Raw genomic sequence first — 21,019 nt, 5'->3', positions numbered from 1 at the left:
GCGGAGTCGGTGGTGGGCTTGATCCCGTTCGCAAGGAGACTTCAGAGCAATGAGCACCCCCGCACCGACGACGATCCCTGATCGCCCCCGCACCCTGGCCGAGAAGGTCTGGGATGACCACGTCGTGGTCAAGGGCGAAGACGGCAGCCCCGACATCATCTACATCGACCTGCACCTGGTGCACGAGGTGACGAGCCCCCAGGCATTCGACGGCCTGCGCGCCGAGGGACGCCCGGTGCGCCGCCTCGACCTCACGATCGCGACCGAGGACCACAACACCCCGACGCTCGACATCGACAAGCCGATCGCCGACCTCACCAGCCGCACCCAGATCGAGACCCTGCGGCGCAACGCCGCCGAGTTCGGTGTGCGCCTGCATCCGCTGGGCGACAAGGAGCAGGGGATCGTCCACGTCGTGGGCCCCCAGCTGGGCCTCACGATGCCGGGGATCACCGTGGTCTGCGGCGACTCGCACACCTCGACCCACGGCGCGTTCGGTGCGATGGCCTTCGGCATCGGCACGAGCGAGGTGGAGCACGTCCTTGCCACCCAGACGCTGCCGCTCAAGCCCTTCAAGACGATGGCGATCACCGTCGAAGGGGAGCTCAAGCCCGGTGTCACGGCGAAGGACATCATCCTCGCCGTGATCGCCAAGATCGGCACCAACGGCGGGCAGGGCTACGTGCTCGAATTCCGCGGCAGCGCCATCCGCGCCCTCTCGATGGAGGGGCGCATGACGATCTGCAACATGTCGATCGAGGCGGGCGCCCGCGCCGGAATGGTCGCGCCCGACGAGACCACCTTCGCCTACCTCAAGGGCCGGCAGCACGCGCCGACCGGTCAGGACTGGGACGACGCTGTCGCCTACTGGCGGACTCTCCCGAGCGACGAGGGCGCCGTCTACGACGCTGAGGTGTTCCTCGACGCCGACACCCTTGAGCCCTTCGTGACGTGGGGCACCAACCCCGGCCAGGGCGTGTCGCTCAGCGACGTCGTGCCGGCTCCCGAGGATTTCGCCGACCCCAACGATCAGGCAGCCGCCCGCCGCGCGCTGGAGTACATGGACCTCGTCCCCGGCACTGCGCTCAAGGACGTGCCGGTGGATGCCGTCTTCATGGGCTCCTGCACCAACAGCCGCATCGAGGACCTGCGCGCCTTCGCGTCGATCGTGCAGGGCCGCACGAAGGCCGAGGGGGTGCGCGTGATGGTCGTCCCCGGGTCCGCGCGCGTGCGGCTGGAAGCCGAGGCGGAGGGGCTGGACAAGGTCTTCCTCGACTTCGGTGCCGAATGGCGTTTCGCCGGCTGCTCGATGTGCCTGGGCATGAACCCCGACCAGCTGGCACCGGGGGAGCGCTGCGCGTCGACGAGCAACCGCAACTTCGAGGGGCGGCAGGGCAAGGGCGGGCGCACGCACCTGGTGTCGCCGCTGGTGGCCGCGGCCACCGCGGTGCTCGGGCGTCTCGCGAGCCCCAGCGACCTGCCGGCGTTCGAGTCAGTGGAGGTCTGACATGGAGAAGTTCACCACCCACACCGGCGTCGTCGCCCCGCTGACCCGCTCAGCCGTCGACACCGACCAGATCATCCCCGCCGTGTACCTCAAGCGGGTCACGAAGACCGGCTTCGAGGACGCGCTCTTCTCGAGCTGGCGGCAGGACCCCGAATTCGTGCTGAACCAGCCCGCGTACCGCAACGCCTCGATCCTCGTCGCCGGCCCCGACTTCGGCACCGGCTCGAGCCGTGAGCACGCTGTCTGGGCGCTGCGCGACTACGGATTCCGCGTCGTGCTCAGTCCGCGGTTCGCCGACATCTTCCGCGGCAACGCGGGCAAGCAGGGGCTGGTGACCGGGGTCATCGACGAGGCCGGCATCGAAGCGATCTGGGCGGTCGCGCAGGCTCAGCCCGGCGTGACGATGACCGTGGACCTGCTGACTCGCACTACCACGATCGGTGACCTAGAGCTTGCGTTCGACATCGATGATTACACTAGATGGCGCCTGCTCGAGGGTCTGGATGACATCGGGCTGACGCTGCGCGACGAAGATGCAATCGCACAGTTCGAAGCCCGCCGCGAGGCGTGGCGCCCACGGACCCTTCCGGTCCGGTAGCTACCAAGTGAGGTCCACCGCATGAAGTCAATTCCCCGCGAGAACACATCGGCGGCGAGCGAGCCGGAGGGGCTGTCGCAGGGAATGACGGGGGACACGATCGCCATCCGCGGCGGTCGTCCGCTGGTCGGCCGCGTCGATGTGAAGGGCGCGAAGAACCTCGCCACCAAGGCGATGGTCGCTTCCCTCCTCGGTGAGAGCGTCAGCGTGCTGCGCGACGTGCCCGACATCAGCGACGTGCAGGTCGTCCGGTCGCTGCTCGAGGTGCACGGTGTGCGCGTCGACGACGGCGAGGAGCCCGGAAGCCTCGTGTTCGATCCCAGTGATGCGAAGTCGGCCCACTTCGAGGAGATCGACGCGCACGCCGGTTCGTCGCGCATCCCGATCCTCTTCTGCGGCCCGCTGCTGCACCTGCTCGGCCAGGCCTTCATCCCCGACCTCGGTGGATGCCGCATCGGCGACCGTCCCATCAACTTCCACCTCGATGCGCTCCGTCGCTTCGGCGCGATCGTGGAGAAGCTGCCCAGTGGCATCCGTCTCTCCGCCCCCGAGGGCCTCCACGGCGCCGACATCGAGCTGCCCTACCCGAGCGTCGGGGCCACCGAGCAGGTGCTGCTGACGGCCGTGCGGGCGAAGGGCACGACCGAGCTTCGCAACGCCGCCATCGAGCCCGAGATCATGGACCTCATCGGCGTGCTGCAGAAGATGGGCGCCATCATCTCGTACGAGCCCAACCGCGTCATCTTCATCGAGGGCGTCGACACGCTCACCGGATACGACCACCGCAGCATCTTCGACCGCAACGAGGCGGCCTCGTGGGCGTCGGCGGCGCTGGCCACGGACGGCGACATCTTCGTGGGCGGGGCCCGCCAGCAGGACATGCTGACCTTCCTCAACATCTTCCGCAAGGTAGGCGGTGCCTTCGACATCCAGGAGGACGGCATCCGCTTCTACCGCGGTGGCCCGCTCAAGCCCGTCATGGTGGAGACCGACGTGCACCCCGGCTTCATGACCGACTGGCAGCAGCCCCTCATCGTCGCGCTGACGCAGGCGGAGGGGACGTCGGTGGTACACGAGACGGTGTACGAGAACCGCTTCGGCTTCACCGATGCCCTCGTGAAGATGGGTGCCGACATCGTCGTGCACAAGGACGGCCTCGAGGGCGAGTACCGCCGGGTGCCCCGCCGAGCACTCGAGCAGGCCGCGGTCATCACCGGCCCCACGCCGCTGCATGGCGCCGAGATCGTCGTGCCCGACCTCCGGGGTGGCTACAGCCACGTGATCGCGGCCCTCACGGCGCAGGGGGAGTCCATCGTGCACAACGTCGGGATCATCCGGCGTGGGTATGAGAACTTCTTCGACAAGCTGCACGCCCTCGGCGCCGACTTCGACGTCATCGGTTGATCGTGGCCCGCACACGTCGCCGCGCCTCGCCCGAGAAGACCCGCCCCAGCATCTTCTGGCCCCTCTCGGGAATCGTCGTCCCACTGGCCGGCATTCTCGCGCGCATCGAGATCGAGGGCGGGGAGAACCTGCCGATGGAGGGCGCCTACGTGCTCGCGCCCAACCACTACAGCGAGTTCGACCCGGTCATCGTGGCCGTCGCGACCTGGCGGCTGGGCCGAGCGCCTCGCTTCCTGGTGAAGGAAGGGCTCTTCCGCGTTCCGGTGTTCGGCTGGGCGCTGCGCGTCACCGGCATGATTCCCGTGGCGCGCGCAGGCTCGGCCGCCACCGCCAAGCAGACGATCGACACGGCCGAGCACCTCATCGCCAAGGGCTCGGGTGTGATCATCTACCCGGAGGGCTCGCTCACGCGAGACCCCGACCTGTGGCCCATGCGCGGCAAGACGGGTGCGGTGCGGGTGGCCCTGTCCGGCGACCTGCCGGTGATCCCCATGGCCACGTGGGGTGTGCAGAAGATCCTGCCGCGCTACGGGAAGCTCAGCCTGTGGCCGCCGCGCAAGCGGGTGCGGATCCTCATCGGACCCCCGGTGGACCTGTCGGCGTACGCGGGTCGCGGGGCCCATCACGCGTCGCTGGTCGAGGCGACCGACGTCGTGATGGATCGCATCGCCGCGCTCGAGGGACAGCTGCGCGGCGAGACGCCGCCGCCCGAGCGGTGGGATCCGACGCAGCACGGACAGAAGGAGACGGGTCGCCTTGAGCCGTAGAGCGGATGCCGCAGCCCCCCGTGTGGCGGTGATCGGCGCCGGAAGCTGGGGCACGACGTTCGGCAAGATCCTCGCTGACGGTGGGGCGCACGTGGTGATGTGGGCGCGCCGGCCGGAGCTCGCGCACGAGATCGACGAGGCGAAGCGCAACAGCCAGTACCTGCCGGGCATCAACCTTCCCCGCAGCATGTCGGCCACGCACCACCTGTCCGAGGCGCTCGACGGCGCCACCCAGGTGTACCTGTCGATTCCGAGCCAGTCGGCTCGCCAGAACCTCAAGGCCCTCAGGCCCCTCGTCACCGGCACCGACGTGCCGATCGTCTCGCTCATGAAGGGCGTTGAGAAGCGGTCGGGTCTGCGGATGAGCCAGGTCATCGAGCAGGAGCTGCACTGCGACCCGGCTCGCATCGCCGTGGCATCCGGGCCGAACCTCGCCCTCGAGATCGCCCGCGAGCAGCCGACCGCCGCGGTGATCTCGTCCACGAGCCGTGAGACAGCCGAGGCGGTGGCGCGGCGTGCGCGCAACCGCTACTTCCGCACGTTCGTCAACACCGATGTGATCGGCACCGAGTTCGGGGGAGTGCTGAAGAACCTCATCGCCGTGGCCATCGGCATCGTCGACGGCGTCGGCTACGGCGAGAACACCAAGGCCTCGATCATCACACGAGGGCTCGTGGAGATGACCGACTTCGCCGTGGCACAGGGCGCCCAGCCCGAGACTCTGCAGGGCCTGGCGGGCCTGGGCGACCTCATCGCCACGTGCCAGTCGCCGCTCAGCCGCAACAACACCGCTGGCCGGCTGCTCGGCCAGGGATACAGCTACCACGACGTCGTGAAGCAGATGGATCAGACGGCCGAAGGTTTGAGTTCGGTCGCGCCGATCCTGAACCTCGCCCGGGAGGCGGGAATCGCCATGCCGATCGTCGAGCAGGTCAAGATGGTGCTCGACGGCACCATGCAGCCGCGCGACATCGCCCCGCATCTGACCACCGACGACGATCAGCCCCAGGGCGAAAGGACGCAGAATGAACAAGCCGGCAGTGGCGGTGCTCTTTGGAGGTCGCTCCAGCGAGCACTCGATCAGCTGCGCAACGGCGGGAGGCGTGCTGCGGGCGATTGACCGCGAGCGCTACCGGGTGATCCCCATCGGCATCACCCGCGAGGGCGCCTTCGTTCTCGAAACGGAAGATCCCGACCGCTTCGTGCTGACCGAGGGGGCGCTGCCGGAGGTCGCCGACAACGGCACACGGGTGCGCTGGCCCGAGTCGACCCTGTCCCGCGAGCTGCGGGTGGTCCGGCCCGACGGCTCTGAGGAGAGCCTCGGCGAGATCGATGTGGTGTTCCCGATCCTGCACGGCCGCTTCGGCGAGGACGGCACGATTCAGGGGATGCTGGAGCTGCTCGGCCTGCCCTACGTCGGCGGCGGTGTGCTGATGTCTGCCATCGGCATGGACAAGCACGTCACCAAGAGCGTGCTGCAGGCGGCCGGGGTGCCGGTGGTGCCGTGGCGCCGAGTGTCCGCCGCGGATCTGCGCCGCGATCGTTCCCGGTGGGAACGTGAGATACGTTCGCTGGGCCTCCCGGTGTTCGTCAAGCCCAACCGCGCCGGTTCGAGCGTCGGCGTGTCGAAGGTGGAGAGCTGGGATCAGCTCGATGCCGCGCTCGAAGTCGCCCTCGCGGAGGATTCCAGTGCGCTCGTCGAGCAGGCCGTCGTGGGTCGCGAGATCGAGTGCGGGGTGCTGCAGGGCCGTGACGGCGACGCCCCGCGAGTGAGCGTGCCCGGGGAGATCGTGGTCACAGGCCGGGCCTTCTACGACTTCGAGGCGAAGTATCTCGATGCCGCGGGCGTCGACCTGGTCTGCCCTGCTCCGATGCACGACGGCGAGCTCGTTGAGATGCGGCGGGTGGCGGCGCGCGCGTTCGAGGCGCTCGGCGGCGAAGGGTTGGCCCGGGTGGATTTCTTCTACACCGGTACGGAGTTCTTCGTGAATGAGGTGAACACCATGCCGGGCTTCACGCCCATCTCGATGTTCCCCACATGCTGGATCGCCTCGGGGATGACCTACCCCGGGCTCATCTCCGAGCTGATCGAACTGGGCCGGGAACGCGTCAGCTGAGCAGTTCGGCGGTCTCGGTGCACTGCCGATCGCGTGGCAGCGTGTCGACGATGTAGGGAGCGAACCGCGACAGCACCTCGTTGGGGGAGACCTCCTCGTTGTCGACGAAGACCTCCACGGCGGGCGTTCGCCCGTACGTCGTGATGCGATACCGCGGCGCGTCGGACTCGTCGACGATCCAGTCCACGCCGTCGATCGTGATGCAGCGGGCCTCGGTGGGTCCCGGGGTCGGGACGCCGCAGCTGAGGATCGCCGCCGTCGGGTCGCCCCAAGCCGCCGTGGACTGCGCGTCGGTCCAGCGGCGGTCGTGACCCTCGATCGACGACGGCAGCCGCACCATGACCTCGGCGCACAGCGGATTGTTCGCGTCGGCGGGGGCGGTCAGCGCCAGCGACGAGCCGCTGCAGCCGCTCAGAACGAGCATGCCGGCGGCGGCGGCGAGCACGGCGAACGGGCGGAATCGGGGCACCACTCCAGCGTAATCGAGACCGCGGCGAGCCCTGCCCGGTCGCCACGCAGGCACGGCCGGTACGGTGGAAAGGTGACGAGCGAACCCGAACAGACGGTGGCCACGGCCGGGGAGGGCGCCGTCTTGCGGGAGGTCTTCGCCGCGCTCGACGGGTCGTCCCGGGCCATCGTCGGACCGGGTGACGACGCTGCTGTGCTGGCGGCGCCGGGGGAGCGGGTCGTCGTCACGACCGACACCCTGGTGCACGGTCCGGACTTCCGCCTGGCGTGGTCGTCAGGCACCGACCTCGGGTGGAAGGCTGCCGCCGTGAACCTCGCCGATGTGGCCGCCATGGGGGCACGTCCGGTCGCCCTCTTCGTCGCGCTGGCGGTGCCGCCCGAGACCGGCGTGCGCTTCGTCGCAGACCTGGCGCGGGGACTGCGCGCCGCGTGCGACGCACTCGCGCCCGGGTGCGCGGTGGAAGGAGGAGACCTCACGATCTCGGACACCCTCACCGTCGCCGTCACCGCGGTGGGCGTGCTCGACGGGGCACTCCCGGTGCGCCGCTCGGGCGCCCGTCCCGGTGACGTCGTCGCCATCGCCGGCGATGTCGGCAGGGCAGCCGCCGGACTCTCGCTGCTCTTCGACCGTTTTCGCGACGACAGCGGCGAGGCCGTGCCGGTCGTGACGTCGCACCTCACGCGGCGCGAGGCAGCCGCGATGCAGGCGCAGCTGCGCCCACGGCCTCCGATCGCATCGGGCCCCGACGCAGCCGCGGCGGGGGCGACCGCGATGATGGACGTCTCGGATGGCCTCGCCCTGGATGCACGGCGGCTCGCCGCGGCATCCGGCGTGACGATCGCGCTGACCTCAGGGGCGCTGGGAACCGACCCGGTGACGGCGCTGGAGGGCGGCGAGGACCACGCGCTGCTGGCCACCTTCGCACCCGACGCGGCCCTTCCCGAGGGATTCCGGGTGATCGGCGAGGTACGCCCCGAGGGGGCGGAATCCTTGCTGGTCGACGACGCGCCGTACGGCGGCCCAGGCGGCTGGGACCCCTACCGCGATTGGGACCGCCACAGCGGCTGAGTCAGGCCGTGGTGGCCCACCACAGCGTGGTGTCGCCGTACCGCTTGTCGCGGTCCAGCACGAAACCCTCGGGAAGCCCGGGCTGGGGAGATCGGCGTGCGCGCTCGATGACGACGGTGGCATCGGGGGCGAGGCGGGACACCAGGAGGGACAGCGTCTGGGTCAGCTCCGCTTCGCCGATGTCGTACGGCGGGTCCAGGAACACGAGGTCGAAGTGGTCGTTGCCGGCACGCAGGAACGCGTCGGCGCTGGAGCGGTGCACCCGCCACGCGACCGAGGGCGCACGGACGGCCCGTGCCACCGCGGCGGCGTTGCGCTGCGCGGTGGATGCCGCCTTGGGTGCCTTCTCGACGAGGTCCACGGCCGACGCTCCGCGGCTGAGGGCTTCGAGGCCGAGGGCACCCGAGCCGGCGTACAGGTCGAGCACGCGGGCGCCGGTGAGCACGTCGGCGGCCTCCAGCGAGCTGAAGAGCGCCTCGCGCACACGGTCGCTGGTGGGCCTGGTGCCGGCGTCGGGGACGACGAGCGTGAGCGAGCCGGCGGCGCCGGAGATGATCCGAGTCACGACTTCACGCTACCGGCCGCGACGACTCGTCGCGCAGCCGCGGCTCGGCACGGTTCTGCGGCCGAAGCCCCGCCTTGTCGGCGTAGAACGCCCGGATGCGGTCCATGTCGGCGCCGACGTCGCCGGTGAGCTCGATCGTGACGCCCAGTCCCGCGGTCATGGTGGTGCGGTCGACGTAGCCGAGGGTGACCGGCATGCCGGTTTCGCGCGCGATGCGGTAAAAGCCCGACTTCCACGAGGCACCCGGCCCTCGCGTGCCTTCGGGGGTCACGACCAGCCCGAACACCTCGCCCGCCCGGATGCGGGCCACGACGTCGTCGACGACCCCGCGGGGGTCGTCGCGATCGACGGGGATGCCGCCGAGGCCCCGCATCAGGGGCCCGCGCCAGCCGCGGAAGAGGCTCTTCTTCCCGAGCCACCGCACCGGGATGCCCAGGCGCCACGCCATCGCGAGCATAATCACGAAGTCCCAGTTCGATGTGTGCGGAGCGCCGATGAGCACGCTGGGGCGCTCGGGTGCGGGCGTCGTGACGAGCCGCCAGCGGCTCAGCGCCCAGAAGCTGCGGGCGAGGGTACGTCTGATCACACGTCCACCGTACGACGCCCCTGCTGTGGGTCCGCGAACGGCGGTGTCGGCTGGCCGACCTAGAATCTCCCTCATGGTGTCGCTCGAGTCGCGTCTGCGCGCCGCGGTGGGCGACAAGACCGCCGGGGCGCTGGAGCGCGCCTTCGGCATGCGGACCGTCGGCGATCTGCTGGCTCACTATCCGCGGCGCTACGCCAAGCGGGGCGAACTGACCCCGATCGATTCGCTGCCGCTGGGCGAGCAGGTGACCATCGTCGCCGAGGTGCGCTCGGCCACCGAGCGACGCATGCGCAACCGGCGCGGATCCATCCTCGAGGTCGTCATCAGCGACGGGCAGGGTGCCCTCGTGCTGACGTTCTTCAACCAGGCATGGCGCGCGGCTGAGCTGACCCCCGGACGGCGGGGGATCTTCTCGGGAAAGGTCGGGATCTACCGCGGCGCGCAGCAGTTCGCCCATCCCGACTATCAGCTGTTCGAGGACGACACCGTCGCCCTCACCGCCGCCCGCGCGCGGTCGACCGAACCGGTCCCCATCTACCCCGCCACGAGCACGGTGGCCAGCTGGCAGATCAAGAAGACCGTCGACACCGTGCTCGACGTGCTCGACTCGGTGCCCGACCCCCTCCCGGAGTCGTTCCGCGTCGCGCGCGACCTGCTCGACGCGCGCACCGCGCTGGAGCGCATCCACCGCCCCGAGACTTTCGAGCAGATCGGCCAGGCCCAGGAGACCCTCCGAACGCATGAGGCGTTCGTGCTGCAGTCGGCCCTGCTGCAGCAGCGTGAGCAGGTGCGCTCCCTGTCGGCGACGTCGCGCACTGCCACGCCCGGGGGGCTGCTTGCACAGTTCGACGCAGCACTGCCGTTCGCCCTCACCCCCGACCAGGAGAGGGTCGGTCGCCGCATCGCGTCCGACCTCGAAGGCGCGTGGCCGATGAACCGGCTCGTGCAGGGCGAAGTCGGTTCCGGCAAGACCCTCGTCGCCCTGCGCGCCATGCTGCAGGTGGCCGAGACCGGGGGACAGGCGGCGCTCATCGCCCCCACCGAGGTGCTTGCCGCGCAGCACGTGCGCTCCATCGCCCGCATGCTCGGCCCCCGCCTGGCTCCCGAGCTCATGCCCACGCTCCTCACCGGACAGCTCACGTCCGCCGAGCGCCGCAAGGCGGCGCTGCGCGCGGCCTCGGGCCAGGCGCGCATCGTCGTGGGCACCCACGCGCTGCTGAGCGCGTCGACGACCTTCGCCGACCTGGGGCTCGTGGTGGTAGACGAGCAGCATCGCTTCGGAGTCGAGCAGCGCGAGGCCCTTCGTGCCAAGGGAACCGCGCCGCACGTGCTCGTGCTGACGGCCACGCCCATCCCGCGGACGGTCGCGATGACGGTATTCGGCGACCTCGACGTGTCGACCATCCGCACCATGCCCGCCGGGCGCGCCGGCATCTCATCCTTCGTCGCACCGCTGGCAGAGAAGCCCGGCTGGTTCGCGCGGGTGTGGGACCGCATCGCCGAAGAGGTGGCCCAGGGCCGCCAGGCGTTCGTCGTGTGCGCGGCCATCGACGCCGAGGCGCTCGTCAAGGACGACACGGCAGATGAGCCCGCAGGCCCGTCAGAGGGGGTTCCCGAGCGCACCCGCTGGGGGGTCGTGCAGGTGCAGGAGCTGCTGGCGCGGCATCCCGCCTACGAGCAGCTGCGCGTGGCGATCCTGCACGGGCGCATGCCGGGGGAGGAGAAGGATGCTGTCATGCAGGCCTTCGCCCGCGGCGACATCGACGTGCTGGTGGCGACGACCGTCGTCGAGGTCGGGGTCGACGTCCCGAACGCCTCGACCATGGTGATCCTCGAAGCCGACCGCTTCGGCGTCTCTCAGCTGCATCAGCTGCGCGGACGCGTCGGTCGTGGCGCGGTCCCCGGCCTGTGCCTGCTCGTGACAGAGGCGCCCGTGGGCACCCCGTCGCGGGAGAGGGTGGAGGCGGTCGCGGCGACGACGGACGGGTTCGAACTGGCCGAGGTCGACCTCGAGCTGCGGGGGGAGGGTGACGTGCTCGGCGACGCCCAGTCCGGTGCCCGGTCGTCCCTGCGCCTGCTGCGCGTCGTCAAGGATGCCGATCTGATCGCCATCGCCCGTGAGGAGGCGGAACGCGTCCTGGCCGAGGATCCGGCACTCACCGCACACCCGGGCCTGGCCGCCTCCATCGACCGGCGCCTCGACGTGGAGGAGCGCGCCGCCCTCGCCAAGAGCTGAGCCCGCGTCAGGAGCGTGCCGCCGACGGCGATACGCTGGGGGCATGAACCCTCGGATCGCCGTTGTTCCCGGTTCCTTCGACCCCCCGACGCTCGGGCACCTCGACGTCATCCGCCGCGCCGCCGCGCTGTACGACCGGCTGCACGTGCTGGTGGTGCACAACCCGGGCAAAGAGGCGATGCTTCCCATCGCACAGCGCCTGACGCTCCTGGAGCAGTCCATCGCGGAGAGCGAGATCCAGGGCGACGTCGTGGTCGCCTCCTGGAGCATGGGGCTTCTCGTCGACTACGCCACCGACGTCGACGCCGGGGTGCTGGTGAAGGGCATCCGCTCACAGGTCGATGTCGCGTACGAGACGCCGATGGCGATCGTCAACCGGCACCTGGCCCAGATCGAGACGGTCTTCCTGCTGCCCGACCCCGCGCACGCGCTCGTGTCGAGCTCGCTCGTGCGTCAGGTCGCCGCGCTCGGCGGAGATGTCGCGCCGTTCGTGCCCGCTGCCGTCGCGCGTTTCCTCGACACGGGTGCCCGCGACATCTGACCACGCGACGCCGGCGCGGTCCGACGCCGGTAACATGGTGGACCGTGGTGAGAAAGCATGTCAGCGGCCCCTTCGTGTTCCCCGTCCGGGACATCGTGCGCCGTCCCGGTGAAATGCGGGAGTTCGAGGTCGAGGCCGCCGCACCCCAGCGCTGGGGTGAGTCGCTCGTAACCGTCGAGCAGGGCGAGCCGGTGCACCTGGATGTCCGTCTGGAGTCCGTCCACGAGGGGATCCTCGTCACCGGTGAAGCCGACACGCTGTACCGCGGCGTGTGCGGCCGCTGCCTCACCGACATCGTTCAGCCGGTCGAAGTCGAGTTTCAGGAGCTCTTCGGTTATCCTGGGGAGGGAGCGACTGACTTCGAGCTGCGCGACGACATTGTCGACACGGAGACTCTGGTCAGGGATGCAATAGTCCTGTCGCTTCCGTTCCAGCCGGTCTGTCAGCCGGATTGTCCCGGGCTCGACCCGATCACGGGCGAGCGGTTGACTGCGGAAGCGGTGCACGAGCCCCGCGAACCCGTCGATCCGCGCTGGGCGGCCCTCAAGACCTTTACCAACGACGACGTGGCTGACAGCCGCGGCGCCGAGACCACAGAAGAGAGCTAGCCATGGCAGGCAACCCCCCGAAGCGCAAAGTTTCGCGTTCCAACACCCGCTCGCGTCGCGCGCAGTGGAAGGCCGAAGCCCCCGCGCTGGTCAAGACCATCGAGAACGGCAAGGTCGTCTACAGCCGTCCCCACCAGGCCAAGGTCGTCACCGACTCGCAGGGTACCGAACTGTTCCTGGAGTACAAGGGACGCAAGGTCGCCGACGTCTGATCGGCGGACGGCGTGACTGACGTCACCCACGAGCGTTCCACGCTCGTCGACAAGCTCGGGGTCGATATCGACCCCGAGCTTCTGTCGCTTGCATTGACGCACCGCTCGTACGCGTACGAGGCCGGCGGCATCCCGCACAACGAACGTCTCGAGTTCCTGGGCGACTCCGTGCTCGGACAGGCGGTGACAGTGCGTCTGTTCACGGCGCACCCCGACCTCGACGAGGGCGAGCTGGCCAAGCGTCGCGCGAGCGTCGTGTCCACCGTCGCCCTGGCAGAGGTGGCGCGCGGCATCGGCCTCGGCTCCTACCTGCTGCTCGGCCGCGGTGAGCAGCAGACCGGCGGCCGCGACAAGGACTCGATCCTCGCCGACACGATGGAAGCCGTGATCGGCGCGACCTACCTATCGGCGGGACCCGATGCGGCGACGGCGCTCGTGCTGCGCTTGGTCGAACCCCTGCTGCAGGACCCCGAGCGCTACGGCGCGGCCATGGATCCCAAGACGAGCCTGCAGGAGCTCGCGGCGCGCAACGCCCTCAGCCCGCCGGTGTACGCCATCGAGGCGTCCGGCCCCGACCACGACCGCGTCTTCACGGCGTCGGTCACCGTGGGCGACCTCACCGCGGCCGGGTCGGGCACGAGTAAAAAACAGGCGGAGATGGCGGCGGCGCTCACAGCGTGGCGCGAGCTCAGCACCCGTGCCTGAACTGCCCGAAGTCGAGGTCGTGCGGGCGGGCCTCGCGCCCGCCGTCGCGGGGGCCCGCATCACGGGGGTCAGCGTCGTCGATGCGCGCGCGATCACGCGGCATCGCGGTGATGCCGCGTCGTTCGAAGACCACCTGCAGGGCCGTGGCATCGTCGCCGCCGCCCGGCGCGGAAAGTTCCTGTGGCTCCCACTCGACGGCGGTGTCGACGCGGTGATCGCACACCTCGGCATGAGCGGCCAGATGCTGCTGCGGGAGCCCGGCGCCGCGCCGGAGCGGCACGAGCGCATCCGCCTCGACATCGCCCATCCGGTGCACGGCGATCTGGCGGTCGTTTTCGCAGACCAGCGCACCTTCGGCTCACTCGCCGTCGATGCACTCATCCCGACGCCCGACGGAGCCCCGGGCGGTTGGGGGACGGATGCCGCGACCGTTCCGACCCAGGTGGCGCACATCGCCCGCGACCCGCTCGATCCGGCGTTCCGGGACGCCGGGTTCCGTGCGGCGCTGTCCCGCAAAGGGTCCGCGGTCAAGCGCGTGCTGCTGGACCAGACGGTACTGAGCGGCGTCGGCAACATCTATGCCGACGAGGCGCTGTGGGCGTCACGGGTGCACCCCGAAACGCCTGCTGCCGTGCTGTCGGCCCGCACCGCGAATCGGCTGCTGCACGAGATCCGCGTCGTGCTCGAGAAGGCGCTGGCCGAAGGCGGCACGAGCTTCGATTCGCAGTATGTCAACGTCAACGGCCAGGCCGGGTACTTCGCGCACTCGCTCAACGCCTACGGCCGTACCGGCCAGCCGTGTCCCCGGTGCGGGTCCGCCATCGTGCGGGTGTCGTTCACCAATCGCTCGAGCCATTTCTGCCCGCGCTGTCAGAAGCCGCCGCGGTCGCGGAGCTGACTCCGCGACCGCGGGCAGGCATCAGTCCTGCAGGGTTTTCTTCCACGCGCCCTCGTACGAGATCGGAACGAATCCGATCGCCTCGTTGATGTCGAGCATCGGGCGGTTCTCCTCGGCGTTGTAGGTCATCACCCGCGGCGACTCCGGGGCGAGCCTTGGCCACGACAGCAGCCCCGCGCACTTCACGAGCATGCCGAGACGGTGCCCGCGGTGCTCCTTAAGCACGAGGGTGTCCTCCTGGTGCGACGCGGCGGTGCCGTCCTGGCCGAGAACGAGCTCGTTGAAGGCGCAGAGTTCCCCGGTCGCGATGTGCTGCGCGGCGGTCACCTGCAGCGTGCGCCCGCCCTCCAGATAGCGACGGTCGTGGCGTTCGACGCGTGCGGCATCCCACGTCTCCTCGTCGAACTCCATCGCGCCCGCCGGCACATCGGTGGACATGCGCGACTTCATCCACGCATAGCCTTCGAGATGCTCCTGCGGTGTCGGAGCCTGCCACTGCACGACGCGGTAGCCCTTCGCCGCGGCCTGCGCCTCGGCGTAGAGCTGCTCGATGCGATCCATCGGCGCCGTCAGGTCCAGAGCGCTCGCCCGCTCCACCTGCTCGAGGGTGTGGCCGTGGCGCAGGAAGAAGCGTGCGATGTGGTCCCGGGGCACTTGACCGAATCCGGTCGGCGGGGCGAGGGCGTCGCCGTCCGCCACAGGCGGCTGCTCTGCCCAGGCCTGCAGCACGGTGCGACCGTGCTCACGGGCGGTGCGCTCGACCAGCTCGTAGGCGTGTGAGCCGATGCCGTGCCCCCACGCCTCGCGCAGCAGCTCGATGAACCAGTACGCGGTGCGTGAGCCCTGCTCGCGCGGCAGGTCAACGCCCACGCGGCCGACGAGGGTGTCGCCGACCTCGACCAGCCACATGAAGCGTTCTTCGTCTTCGGTGTCCTGGAAGTGGGGCAGCAGCTCGGCCGCGGTGAAGGTGTGGTCGGTGTGGCCCGAGATCTGCTCGAAGATGCGGTTGCGCACGTCGACCATTGCGGTGAAATCTGCGGCGTCGGGCGCATCGAGCGATGCCGGCACGGTGAGCGGGCGCAGCCGCACGTCGGCCAGGAGGGTGGTCATGGTGTTCCGTTCCGGTCCGCGGCGCGGACCTGGGTGAAGGGGGTCAACGAAAGGAGGTGTGGTTCTGCAGCAGCAGCCACGCTCGTTCGCGTTCGACATCGGCCAGCCGGCGCTCGCGTCGGGCCAGGTCGTCGAACGTGGGCTTCGAACGCCGCGGCCGGGTGCTCCACAGCAGCAGCGCCAGCGCTGCGTGCATGGCGAGCCGGTCGAGCAGCGGCGCGTGCGTTTGTCGGTCGGTCGTTCGGACGGTGTCCAGCGCGCGGGCGGCGCGCGAGACCGTGAGGGTGTTCATGGTTTCTCCGAGAGAGGATGCCGCCACGACAGCGGCGGAGGGACGTGCCGAGCACGACGGAATGGAGAGCCGCCGAAAGACGGGCGGCGGGACGCGGAGGAGATTCTCCTGCGTGGCGGACGGAGCTCTGGTGCGCTCAGGTCACGCGGCGGCTGACGTGCGGCCGGTGACCCCGGCCCCGAAGGAGGCGGCGGTTCCCGTGGGGCGGCGCAGCGACGTGGACGCGACGAACGCGGTGGTCAACGCTGGGCAGTTGATGTAAAACATGTGGGAACCTCCTCTCAACTTCTGACGCGATCAAGGAACATAGCGCGTGGCGGTGCGCACGTCAAGCCCGCGCCACAGTAGCGTGGTCGGGAAACCGTGACGGAGGGCGCCCATGCACCTGAAGAGCCTGACGCTCAAAGGTTTCAAGTCGTTCGCCCAGCCGACCACCTTCGCCCTCGAACCGGGCGTGACCTGCATCGTCGGGCCCAATGGGTCGGGCAAGTCCAACGTCGTCGACGCCCTCGCGTGGGTCATGGGGGAGCAGGGGGCCAAGACCCTTCGCGGTGGAAAGATGGAGGACGTCATCTTCGCCGGCACGGCGACCCGCGGGCCGCTCGGGCGGGCCGAGGTGCAGCTGACGATCGACAACTCCGACGGGGCCCTGCCGATCGAGTACAGCGAGGTGACGATAAGCCGCACGCTCTTCCGGAACGGCGCGAGCGAATACGCGATCAACGGCCAGAGCTGCCGCCTGCTCGACGTGCAGGAGCTGCTGAGCGACTCGGGACTGGGCCGCGAGATGCACGTCATCGTGGGCCAGGGCCGGCTCGACAGCGTGCTGCAGGCGTCGCCCGAGGACCGCCGCGGGTTCATCGAAGAGGCAGCCGGCATCCTGAAGCACCGCCGTCGCAAGGAGAAGACGCTTCGCAAGCTCACCGCGATGGAGGCGAACCTCACCAGGCTCTCCGATCTCGCCGGTGAACTGCGGCGTCAGCTGAAGCCGCTGGGCAAGCAGGCCGAGATCGCCCGCGAGGCGGCCACCATCGCTGCGGTCGTGCGCGACGCGAAGGCGCGGCTCTACGCCGACGACCTCGTCGCCCTCAAGGCTCAGCTGGCCGACCACGCGCGCAACGAGCGGGAACGCCACGCCGAGCGACTGGTGCTGCAGGACCAGGCCGAGCAGTTGCGCGTCCGGGTGGAACGACTCGAAGCCGAGCAACGCTCGGAGGCGGTTGACCGGGCCCGTCGCACCACCTTCGCGCTCGAGCAGGTGCAGGAGCGGCTGCGGGGCCTGTATTCGCTGAGTAATCAGCGCCTTGCCCTGCTCTCGGGTGACGATGCGCCGCTGTTCGAGCAGACGACCGTCTCACAGGCGGTCATCGACGAGGCGCGCGCCGAGATCGACCGCATCAGCGCGGGCCTGGGGGCGGCTCAGGATGCCGCCGAGGCGGCGGGTCGCAGCGTCATCCGCTCGCGCGCCGAACTCGACGCGCTCGACGCCGACATCGCCGCCCAGAGCGCTCTGGTGTCCGAGCACGACATGCGGCTGTCGAAGCTGCGGGGCGCTGCCGACGCCGCCCGTTCGGAGCTGACCGCCGTGCGGGCGGGCGTCGAGCGGCAGCAGAAGGCATTGGATGCCGCCCTGGCTCGTCGGGCCGAGGCCGAGGAGGTGCTCGCGGGCATCGACCCCGATCTCGTCCCCGAAGGCTCGTCTGCCGAGTATGCGGCGCTGTACGAGCGGGCACAGCGCGAGGCGAACGACGCCGAGGCGTCAGTGGGTGGCATCCGCGAGCGCCTGCACGCCGCGGAGCGTGAGGTCGAGGCGCTGACGGCGCAGACTGCGGCTCTCGGCCGGGCGCTGGATGTGCGCAACGCTGCGGCCGAGATCATCGCCCGGGGCAGAGCCGGTGTGCGCGGGCTCGTCGGCGATGCGGTCAAGGTCACGGCCGGCTACGAGGCGGCGATCGCCGCGGTGCTCGGCCCGCTGGCCGAGGGCGTGCTGGTCGACACACCCGACGAGGCGTATGCCATCGCCCGTCTCGCCCGCGACGCGGACCTCGGCAGCGTGGACATCGCCATCGGCGGCGCCGGGGCGGGGGCTGCGCGGGTCGAGGTGCCGAACACGGTGTCGGCCGCGGACGTGGTGACGGCCCCTCCCGGCATCCTCGGGCTGTTGTCGTCGGTCGTGATCGCGGAGGACTTCGACGCACTGGGGGAAGTGCCGGCCGGGATCACCGTGGTCACCCGGGCCGGCGAGATCATCACGGCCCACACGGTGCGCGCGGGCAGCGGGGGAGAGCGGTCGCGTCTCGAACTCGCTGCCGAGCGCGACGCCGCCGTTGACCGGCTGTCCGAGATCGTCGTCGTCGCGGACTCGCTGCGGGACGCCCTGCGTGACGCTCAGCAGCACCTCGACGGCACGCGCCACCGCACCCGGACAGCGCTGGAGACCCTGCGTGCGCACGACGCCGCCCTTGCCGCCCACACCGAGCAGGTCAACCGAGCGACCGTGCGTCATGAAGCCGCGATCGCCGAGTGCGAACGTCTGGCGTCGGGCCTGCGGCCGGCCGAGGCGGCCGTCGCCGAAGCCGAGGCGCGCGTGCGCGCGGCCGACGACGCGCTGCAGCAGGCGCTCGAGACACCACGTCCCATCCTCGACGCATCGGCTCGGGAGGGCATGCTGGCGGCGCTCGAACAGGCCCGGGATGCCGAGATGCGTGCGCGGCTGGATGTGGAGACGCTCCGTGAGCGGATCCGCGCGGGCGAGCAGCAAGTCGTGCAGCTGGAGCGCCAACGAGAGCGGGAGCGGGCCGCGGCCGAAGAGTCCGCCCGGCGCGCCGTTATCCGCCGTGCCCAGCGCGCCGTCGCGGCCGACGTCGTCGCGCAGCTGCCGCCGCTTCTGGACTCGATTGACCGATCGGTGTCGCAGGCCCGGGTCGAACTGGCATCCGCCGAATCTGCCCGCACGGCCGTGACGGCCGAGCTCGCCGAGCTGCGCGTGCAGGAGAACGCCGTGCGCGATCGTCTCGCCGGCCTCACCGAGAGCGTGCACGGGCTCGAGATGCAGATCCACGAGAAGCGGCTCCACGTGACGAGCCTGCGCGAACGTGTGGCCTCGGAGCTGGGCCTCGATGAGAATATTCTGATTTCGGAATACGGTCCGGACCAGCCGGTTCCGGCTCCGACAGCCGACGACGACGAACACACCGAGCCGTACGACCGCGCGGCTCAGCGCCGGCGTCTGCAAGATGCCGAGCGCAAGCTCGGTCAGCTGGGCAGGGTCAACCCGCTCGCGCTGGAGGAGTTCGCCGCGCTGGAGCAGCGGCACGCGTTCCTCACCGAGCAACTCAACGACCTGACGCAGACCCGCGCAGATCTGATGACGATCATCGAAGAGCTCGACGAGCGGATGCAGACGATCTTCCTCGCCGCCTTCGAGGACACCAAGGAAGCGTTCGCGGAGGTCTTCCCGATCCTCTTCCCTGGCGGGACGGGGAGCATCTCGCTGACCGATCCCGACAATCCGCTCACCACCGGGATCGACGTCAGCGTGCGGCCGGTGGGAAAGAAGATCGAGCGGCTGTCGCTGCTTTCCGGAGGGGAGCGGTCTCTCGCGGCGGTCGCGTTGCTGACGGCGATCTTCATGGCGCGGCCGAGCCCGTTCTACATCCTCGACGAGGTCGAGGCGGCGCTGGACGACGCCAACCTCGGACGTCTGCTCGGAGTCTTCGAGAAACTGCGTGAGTCCAGCCAGCTCATCGTCATCACCCATCAGAAGCGCACGATGGAGATCGCCGATGCGCTCTACGGCGTCTCGATGCGTCAGGACGGCGTCTCTGCGGTGGTCGGTCAGCGCGTGGTGCGCGACAGGCAGAGCGCTTAGCACGCCTAGGCTGGAACCATGGCGGAGAACTCCTGGTCGCTCGGCCGCGCACTGCGCGGCATGTTCGTCAAGCCCACGATCGACGAGAACACCTGGGAGGACCTCGAGACGGCGCTGCTGACCGCGGACTTCGGTCCCGACATCACCGAGCGCATCATCGACGAGCTGCAGGAGAAGGTCGAGCGCTACCGCACGACCGATCCGCGCGACCTGCAGCGCATGCTGAAGGAGACGCTCGAGGAGCGCTTCGCGAAGTTCGACAGCACCCTGCGCCTCACCGAGCGTCCCGCCGTCGTCCTGGTCGTCGGCGTCAACGGCGTCGGCAAGACCACGACCATCGGCAAGTTCGCCAAGTTCCTGCAGCGGTACGGGCGATCGGTGGTCGTCGGCGCGGCCGATACATTCCGCGCGGCCGCAGTGGACCAGTTGGCCACTTGGGCCGAGCGCGGCGGTGCGGCGATCGTGCGCCCGCAGCAGGAGGGCCAGGACCCGGCGTCGGTCGCGTTCCAGACGATCGAGTACGCCAAACGCACCGGCACCGAGATCGTGCTGGTGGACACCGCCGGGCGCCTTCACACCAAGGGCGGACTCATGGACGAGCTCACCAAGATCCGCCGGGTCATCGAGAAGCAGGCGCCCATCAGCGAAGTGCTGCTCGTGCTGGATGCCACGACCGGCCAGAACGGCGTCATGCAGGCCGAAGCCTTCCTGCAGCACGCCGGGGTCACCGGGCTCGTGCTCACGAAGCTCGACGGCTCCGCCAAGGGCGGATTCGTCCTCGCGGTGCAGGAGCGCACCGGCATCCCGGTGAAACTGCTGGGGCAGGGCGAGGGCATCAACGATCTCACCGGATTCACGCCGCACGTGTTCGCCGCTTCGCTGGTCGACTGAACCACCCGGCGCGCCGGACTACCGCCCTGGGTGCAGGACTGGTTTCATAGAGGCATGGCGATCGAGCACGACTACTTCGGACTCTTGGAGACCGGCCCCGACGGGTCGATCTTCTGGTCGGAGAACGTCGAGTTCGCCGACCAGATCGTCACCGTCGACCTCACGGCTCCCGATCAGGACGACGTCTCACCAGCAGCGCTCGACATCGCTGCGGCGATGATCACGACCCTCGAGAGCATCGACATGACCGCGCGCAACGCCATGGTCACCGAGCTCGACGACCGCACGAGCGAAGTGACCGAGTACATCCTGCAGCAGCAGCACCGCATGGGCGATCGCCTCGAGGAGTACCTCGTCGACATCTCCGGCGACGTCCACGTCGATGTGATCCGCTCGCTGCAGCTGATGAGCATGACGATCCTCGCCGACGAGCACGGCGGAAAGGACCCGTTCGCGGTCCTTGAGTACGCTCTCGACCCGGATGCCACCGACGACGTGCTGCTGGTGAACCTCGCCTCCGACGGCGAAGTGCAGTCCGTCACCAGCGCCGAGTAGGCGCGGGCGGGCTCGGATC

The 21,019-nt window shown here is 69.9% G+C and carries 22 protein-coding genes; 16 read left to right on the top strand and 6 right to left on the bottom strand.

The features are described 5' to 3' along the window. The first annotated feature begins 49 nt into the window (after positions 1–49). From leuC to QNO21_RS07245, 6 genes are all read left to right on the top strand, one after another. The gene (leuC, locus tag QNO21_RS07270; RefSeq protein ID WP_257515313.1) at positions 50–1,507 is read left to right on the top strand and encodes a 3-isopropylmalate dehydratase large subunit; all 1,458 of its coding nucleotides are present in this window, start codon (positions 50–52) and stop codon (positions 1,505–1,507) included. Between the two features lies 1 nt (position 1,508). Further along, the gene (gene leuD, locus QNO21_RS07265) at positions 1,509–2,105 is read left to right on the top strand and encodes a 3-isopropylmalate dehydratase small subunit (protein ID WP_257515314.1); all 597 of its coding nucleotides are present in this window, start codon (positions 1,509–1,511) and stop codon (positions 2,103–2,105) included. An 84-nt stretch (positions 2,106–2,189) separates the two neighbouring features. After that, positions 2,190–3,509: a UDP-N-acetylglucosamine 1-carboxyvinyltransferase gene (murA, locus tag QNO21_RS07260; RefSeq protein ID WP_374113647.1), complete on the top strand. Its 1,320-nt coding sequence runs from the start codon at positions 2,190–2,192 to the stop codon at positions 3,507–3,509. Continuing rightward, complete coding sequence (locus QNO21_RS07255; RefSeq protein ID WP_257515317.1) at positions 3,509–4,276, top strand: lysophospholipid acyltransferase family protein; 768 nt, start codon at positions 3,509–3,511, stop codon at positions 4,274–4,276. Before murA ends, QNO21_RS07255 begins: the two co-directional genes overlap by 1 nt. Further along, the gene (locus tag QNO21_RS07250; protein WP_257519056.1) at positions 4,266–5,396 is read left to right on the top strand and encodes an NAD(P)H-dependent glycerol-3-phosphate dehydrogenase; all 1,131 of its coding nucleotides are present in this window, start codon (positions 4,266–4,268) and stop codon (positions 5,394–5,396) included. The genes QNO21_RS07255 and QNO21_RS07250 overlap by 11 nt, the downstream gene beginning before the upstream one ends. Then, complete coding sequence (locus tag QNO21_RS07245) at positions 5,302–6,393, top strand: D-alanine--D-alanine ligase family protein (RefSeq protein ID WP_257519055.1); 1,092 nt, start codon at positions 5,302–5,304, stop codon at positions 6,391–6,393. The genes QNO21_RS07250 and QNO21_RS07245 overlap by 95 nt, the downstream gene beginning before the upstream one ends. Here the strand turns inward: QNO21_RS07245 and QNO21_RS07240 are convergent. After that, positions 6,386–6,862, bottom strand: a complete 477-nt coding sequence (locus QNO21_RS07240) for a DUF3515 family protein (RefSeq protein ID WP_257516373.1) — start codon at positions 6,860–6,862, stop codon at positions 6,386–6,388. The genes QNO21_RS07245 and QNO21_RS07240 overlap by 8 nt on opposite strands. A 72-nt stretch (positions 6,863–6,934) precedes the next feature. Between QNO21_RS07240 and thiL the strand changes: the two genes are divergently transcribed. Then, on the top strand, positions 6,935–7,930 hold the full coding sequence (gene thiL, locus QNO21_RS07235; protein WP_374211410.1) for a thiamine-phosphate kinase: 996 nt from the start codon (positions 6,935–6,937) through the stop codon (positions 7,928–7,930). 1 nt (position 7,931) lies between these two features. Here the strand turns inward: thiL and rsmD are convergent, their stop codons facing one another. Together rsmD and QNO21_RS07225 are read right to left on the bottom strand one after the other, a co-directional pair. Then, entirely contained in the window at positions 7,932–8,495 is a 564-nt protein-coding gene (gene rsmD, locus QNO21_RS07230) for a 16S rRNA (guanine(966)-N(2))-methyltransferase RsmD (RefSeq protein ID WP_257519054.1), read from the bottom strand. A 4-nt stretch (positions 8,496–8,499) separates the two neighbouring features. After that, positions 8,500–9,081, bottom strand: a complete 582-nt coding sequence (locus QNO21_RS07225; protein ID WP_257516376.1) for a 1-acyl-sn-glycerol-3-phosphate acyltransferase — start codon at positions 9,079–9,081, stop codon at positions 8,500–8,502. Positions 9,082–9,154: 73 nt separating this feature from the next. Here QNO21_RS07225 and QNO21_RS07220 point away from each other — a divergent pair, with 73 nt between their 5' ends. The 6 genes from QNO21_RS07220 (at position 9,155) to mutM (ending at position 14,281) form a co-directional block, all read left to right on the top strand. Then, on the top strand, positions 9,155–11,317 hold the full coding sequence (locus tag QNO21_RS07220; RefSeq protein WP_257519053.1) for an ATP-dependent DNA helicase RecG: 2,163 nt from the start codon (positions 9,155–9,157) through the stop codon (positions 11,315–11,317). 43 nt (positions 11,318–11,360) lie between these two features. Next, positions 11,361–11,858, top strand: coding sequence for a pantetheine-phosphate adenylyltransferase (gene coaD, locus QNO21_RS07215; RefSeq protein WP_257515389.1), 498 nt, complete (start codon positions 11,361–11,363; stop codon positions 11,856–11,858). Positions 11,859–11,971: 113 nt separating this feature from the next. Next, positions 11,972–12,466 carry a YceD family protein gene (locus tag QNO21_RS07210; protein ID WP_257515397.1) on the top strand — a complete coding sequence of 165 codons (495 nt, stop codon included), beginning with the start codon at positions 11,972–11,974 and terminating at the stop codon, positions 12,464–12,466. A gap of 2 nt (positions 12,467–12,468) precedes the next feature. Beyond that, entirely contained in the window at positions 12,469–12,678 is a 210-nt protein-coding gene (gene rpmF, locus QNO21_RS07205) for a 50S ribosomal protein L32 (protein ID WP_013586329.1), read from the top strand. Between the two features lie 12 nt (positions 12,679–12,690). Beyond that, a complete protein-coding gene (rnc, locus tag QNO21_RS07200) occupies positions 12,691–13,383 on the top strand; it encodes a ribonuclease III (RefSeq protein ID WP_257515390.1) in 693 nt (230 codons plus the stop codon). Then, the gene (gene mutM, locus QNO21_RS07195; RefSeq protein WP_257519052.1) at positions 13,376–14,281 is read left to right on the top strand and encodes a bifunctional DNA-formamidopyrimidine glycosylase/DNA-(apurinic or apyrimidinic site) lyase; all 906 of its coding nucleotides are present in this window, start codon (positions 13,376–13,378) and stop codon (positions 14,279–14,281) included. Before rnc ends, mutM begins: the two co-directional genes overlap by 8 nt. 21 nt (positions 14,282–14,302) lie before the next feature. Here the strand turns inward: mutM and QNO21_RS07190 are convergent, their stop codons facing one another. The 3 genes from QNO21_RS07190 to QNO21_RS07180 all read right to left on the bottom strand — a co-directional run bounded on the left by QNO21_RS07190 (position 14,303) and on the right by QNO21_RS07180 (position 15,950). Then, positions 14,303–15,391, bottom strand: a complete 1,089-nt coding sequence (locus QNO21_RS07190; RefSeq protein ID WP_257519051.1) for a GNAT family N-acetyltransferase — start codon at positions 15,389–15,391, stop codon at positions 14,303–14,305. A gap of 43 nt (positions 15,392–15,434) precedes the next feature. Then, a complete protein-coding gene (locus QNO21_RS07185) occupies positions 15,435–15,683 on the bottom strand; it encodes a hypothetical protein (RefSeq protein ID WP_257515393.1) in 249 nt (82 codons plus the stop codon). A 141-nt stretch (positions 15,684–15,824) separates the two neighbouring features. Further along, positions 15,825–15,950, bottom strand: coding sequence for a hypothetical protein (locus QNO21_RS07180; protein WP_257519050.1), 126 nt, complete (start codon positions 15,948–15,950; stop codon positions 15,825–15,827). Between the two features lie 112 nt (positions 15,951–16,062). On the opposite strand from QNO21_RS07180, the gene smc reads away from it, so the two are divergent. The 3 genes from smc to QNO21_RS07165 are packed head-to-tail and all read left to right on the top strand — an operon-like array spanning position 16,063 to position 21,000. After that, entirely contained in the window at positions 16,063–19,554 is a 3,492-nt protein-coding gene (gene smc, locus QNO21_RS07175) for a chromosome segregation protein SMC (RefSeq protein WP_257519049.1), read from the top strand. 18 nt (positions 19,555–19,572) lie between these two features. Then, complete coding sequence (gene ftsY / locus QNO21_RS07170; RefSeq protein WP_257519048.1) at positions 19,573–20,445, top strand: signal recognition particle-docking protein FtsY; 873 nt, start codon at positions 19,573–19,575, stop codon at positions 20,443–20,445. A gap of 54 nt (positions 20,446–20,499) precedes the next feature. Then, positions 20,500–21,000 (top strand): DUF2004 domain-containing protein, encoded by a 501-nt coding sequence (locus QNO21_RS07165; protein ID WP_257519047.1) that lies wholly within the window; start codon positions 20,500–20,502, stop codon positions 20,998–21,000. Positions 21,001–21,019: the final 19 nt, after the last annotated feature.

It is taken from the genome of Microbacterium sp. zg-Y818 (assembly GCF_030246905.1).
In the GTDB taxonomy this organism is placed as follows: Bacteria; Actinomycetota; Actinomycetes; order Actinomycetales; family Microbacteriaceae; genus Microbacterium.
The sequence above is the reverse complement of the archived record's forward strand: the minus strand, read 5'-3'. Positions and strand labels throughout refer to the sequence as shown.

Excerpts from the sequence above, each read along its gene's own strand:
- QNO21_RS07220 (WP_257519053.1), top strand. The coding sequence starts at position 9,155 with ATGGTGTCGCTCGAGTCGCGTCTGCGCGCCGCGGTGGGCGACAAGACC.
- smc (WP_257519049.1), top strand. The coding sequence starts at position 16,063 with ATGCACCTGAAGAGCCTGACGCTCAAAGGTTTCAAGTCGTTCGCCCAG.
- QNO21_RS07210 (WP_257515397.1), top strand. The coding sequence starts at position 11,972 with ATGCGGGAGTTCGAGGTCGAGGCCGCCGCACCCCAGCGCTGGGGTGAG.
- rpmF (WP_013586329.1), top strand. The coding sequence starts at position 12,469 with ATGGCAGGCAACCCCCCGAAGCGCAAAGTTTCGCGTTCCAACACCCGC.
- ftsY (WP_257519048.1), top strand. The coding sequence starts at position 19,573 with ATGGCGGAGAACTCCTGGTCGCTCGGCCGCGCACTGCGCGGCATGTTC.
- QNO21_RS07190 (WP_257519051.1), bottom strand. The coding sequence starts at position 15,391 with ATGACCACCCTCCTGGCCGACGTGCGGCTGCGCCCGCTCACCGTGCCG.
- leuD (WP_257515314.1), top strand. The coding sequence starts at position 1,509 with ATGGAGAAGTTCACCACCCACACCGGCGTCGTCGCCCCGCTGACCCGC.
- QNO21_RS07165 (WP_257519047.1), top strand. The coding sequence starts at position 20,500 with ATGGCGATCGAGCACGACTACTTCGGACTCTTGGAGACCGGCCCCGAC.
- leuC (WP_257515313.1), top strand. The coding sequence starts at position 50 with ATGAGCACCCCCGCACCGACGACGATCCCTGATCGCCCCCGCACCCTG.
- QNO21_RS07185 (WP_257515393.1), bottom strand. The coding sequence starts at position 15,683 with ATGAACACCCTCACGGTCTCGCGCGCCGCCCGCGCGCTGGACACCGTC.
- QNO21_RS07180 (WP_257519050.1), bottom strand. The coding sequence starts at position 15,950 with ATGTTTTACATCAACTGCCCAGCGTTGACCACCGCGTTCGTCGCGTCC.
- QNO21_RS07245 (WP_257519055.1), top strand. The coding sequence starts at position 5,302 with ATGAACAAGCCGGCAGTGGCGGTGCTCTTTGGAGGTCGCTCCAGCGAG.
- coaD (WP_257515389.1), top strand. The coding sequence starts at position 11,361 with ATGAACCCTCGGATCGCCGTTGTTCCCGGTTCCTTCGACCCCCCGACG.
- murA (WP_374113647.1), top strand. The coding sequence starts at position 2,190 with ATGACGGGGGACACGATCGCCATCCGCGGCGGTCGTCCGCTGGTCGGC.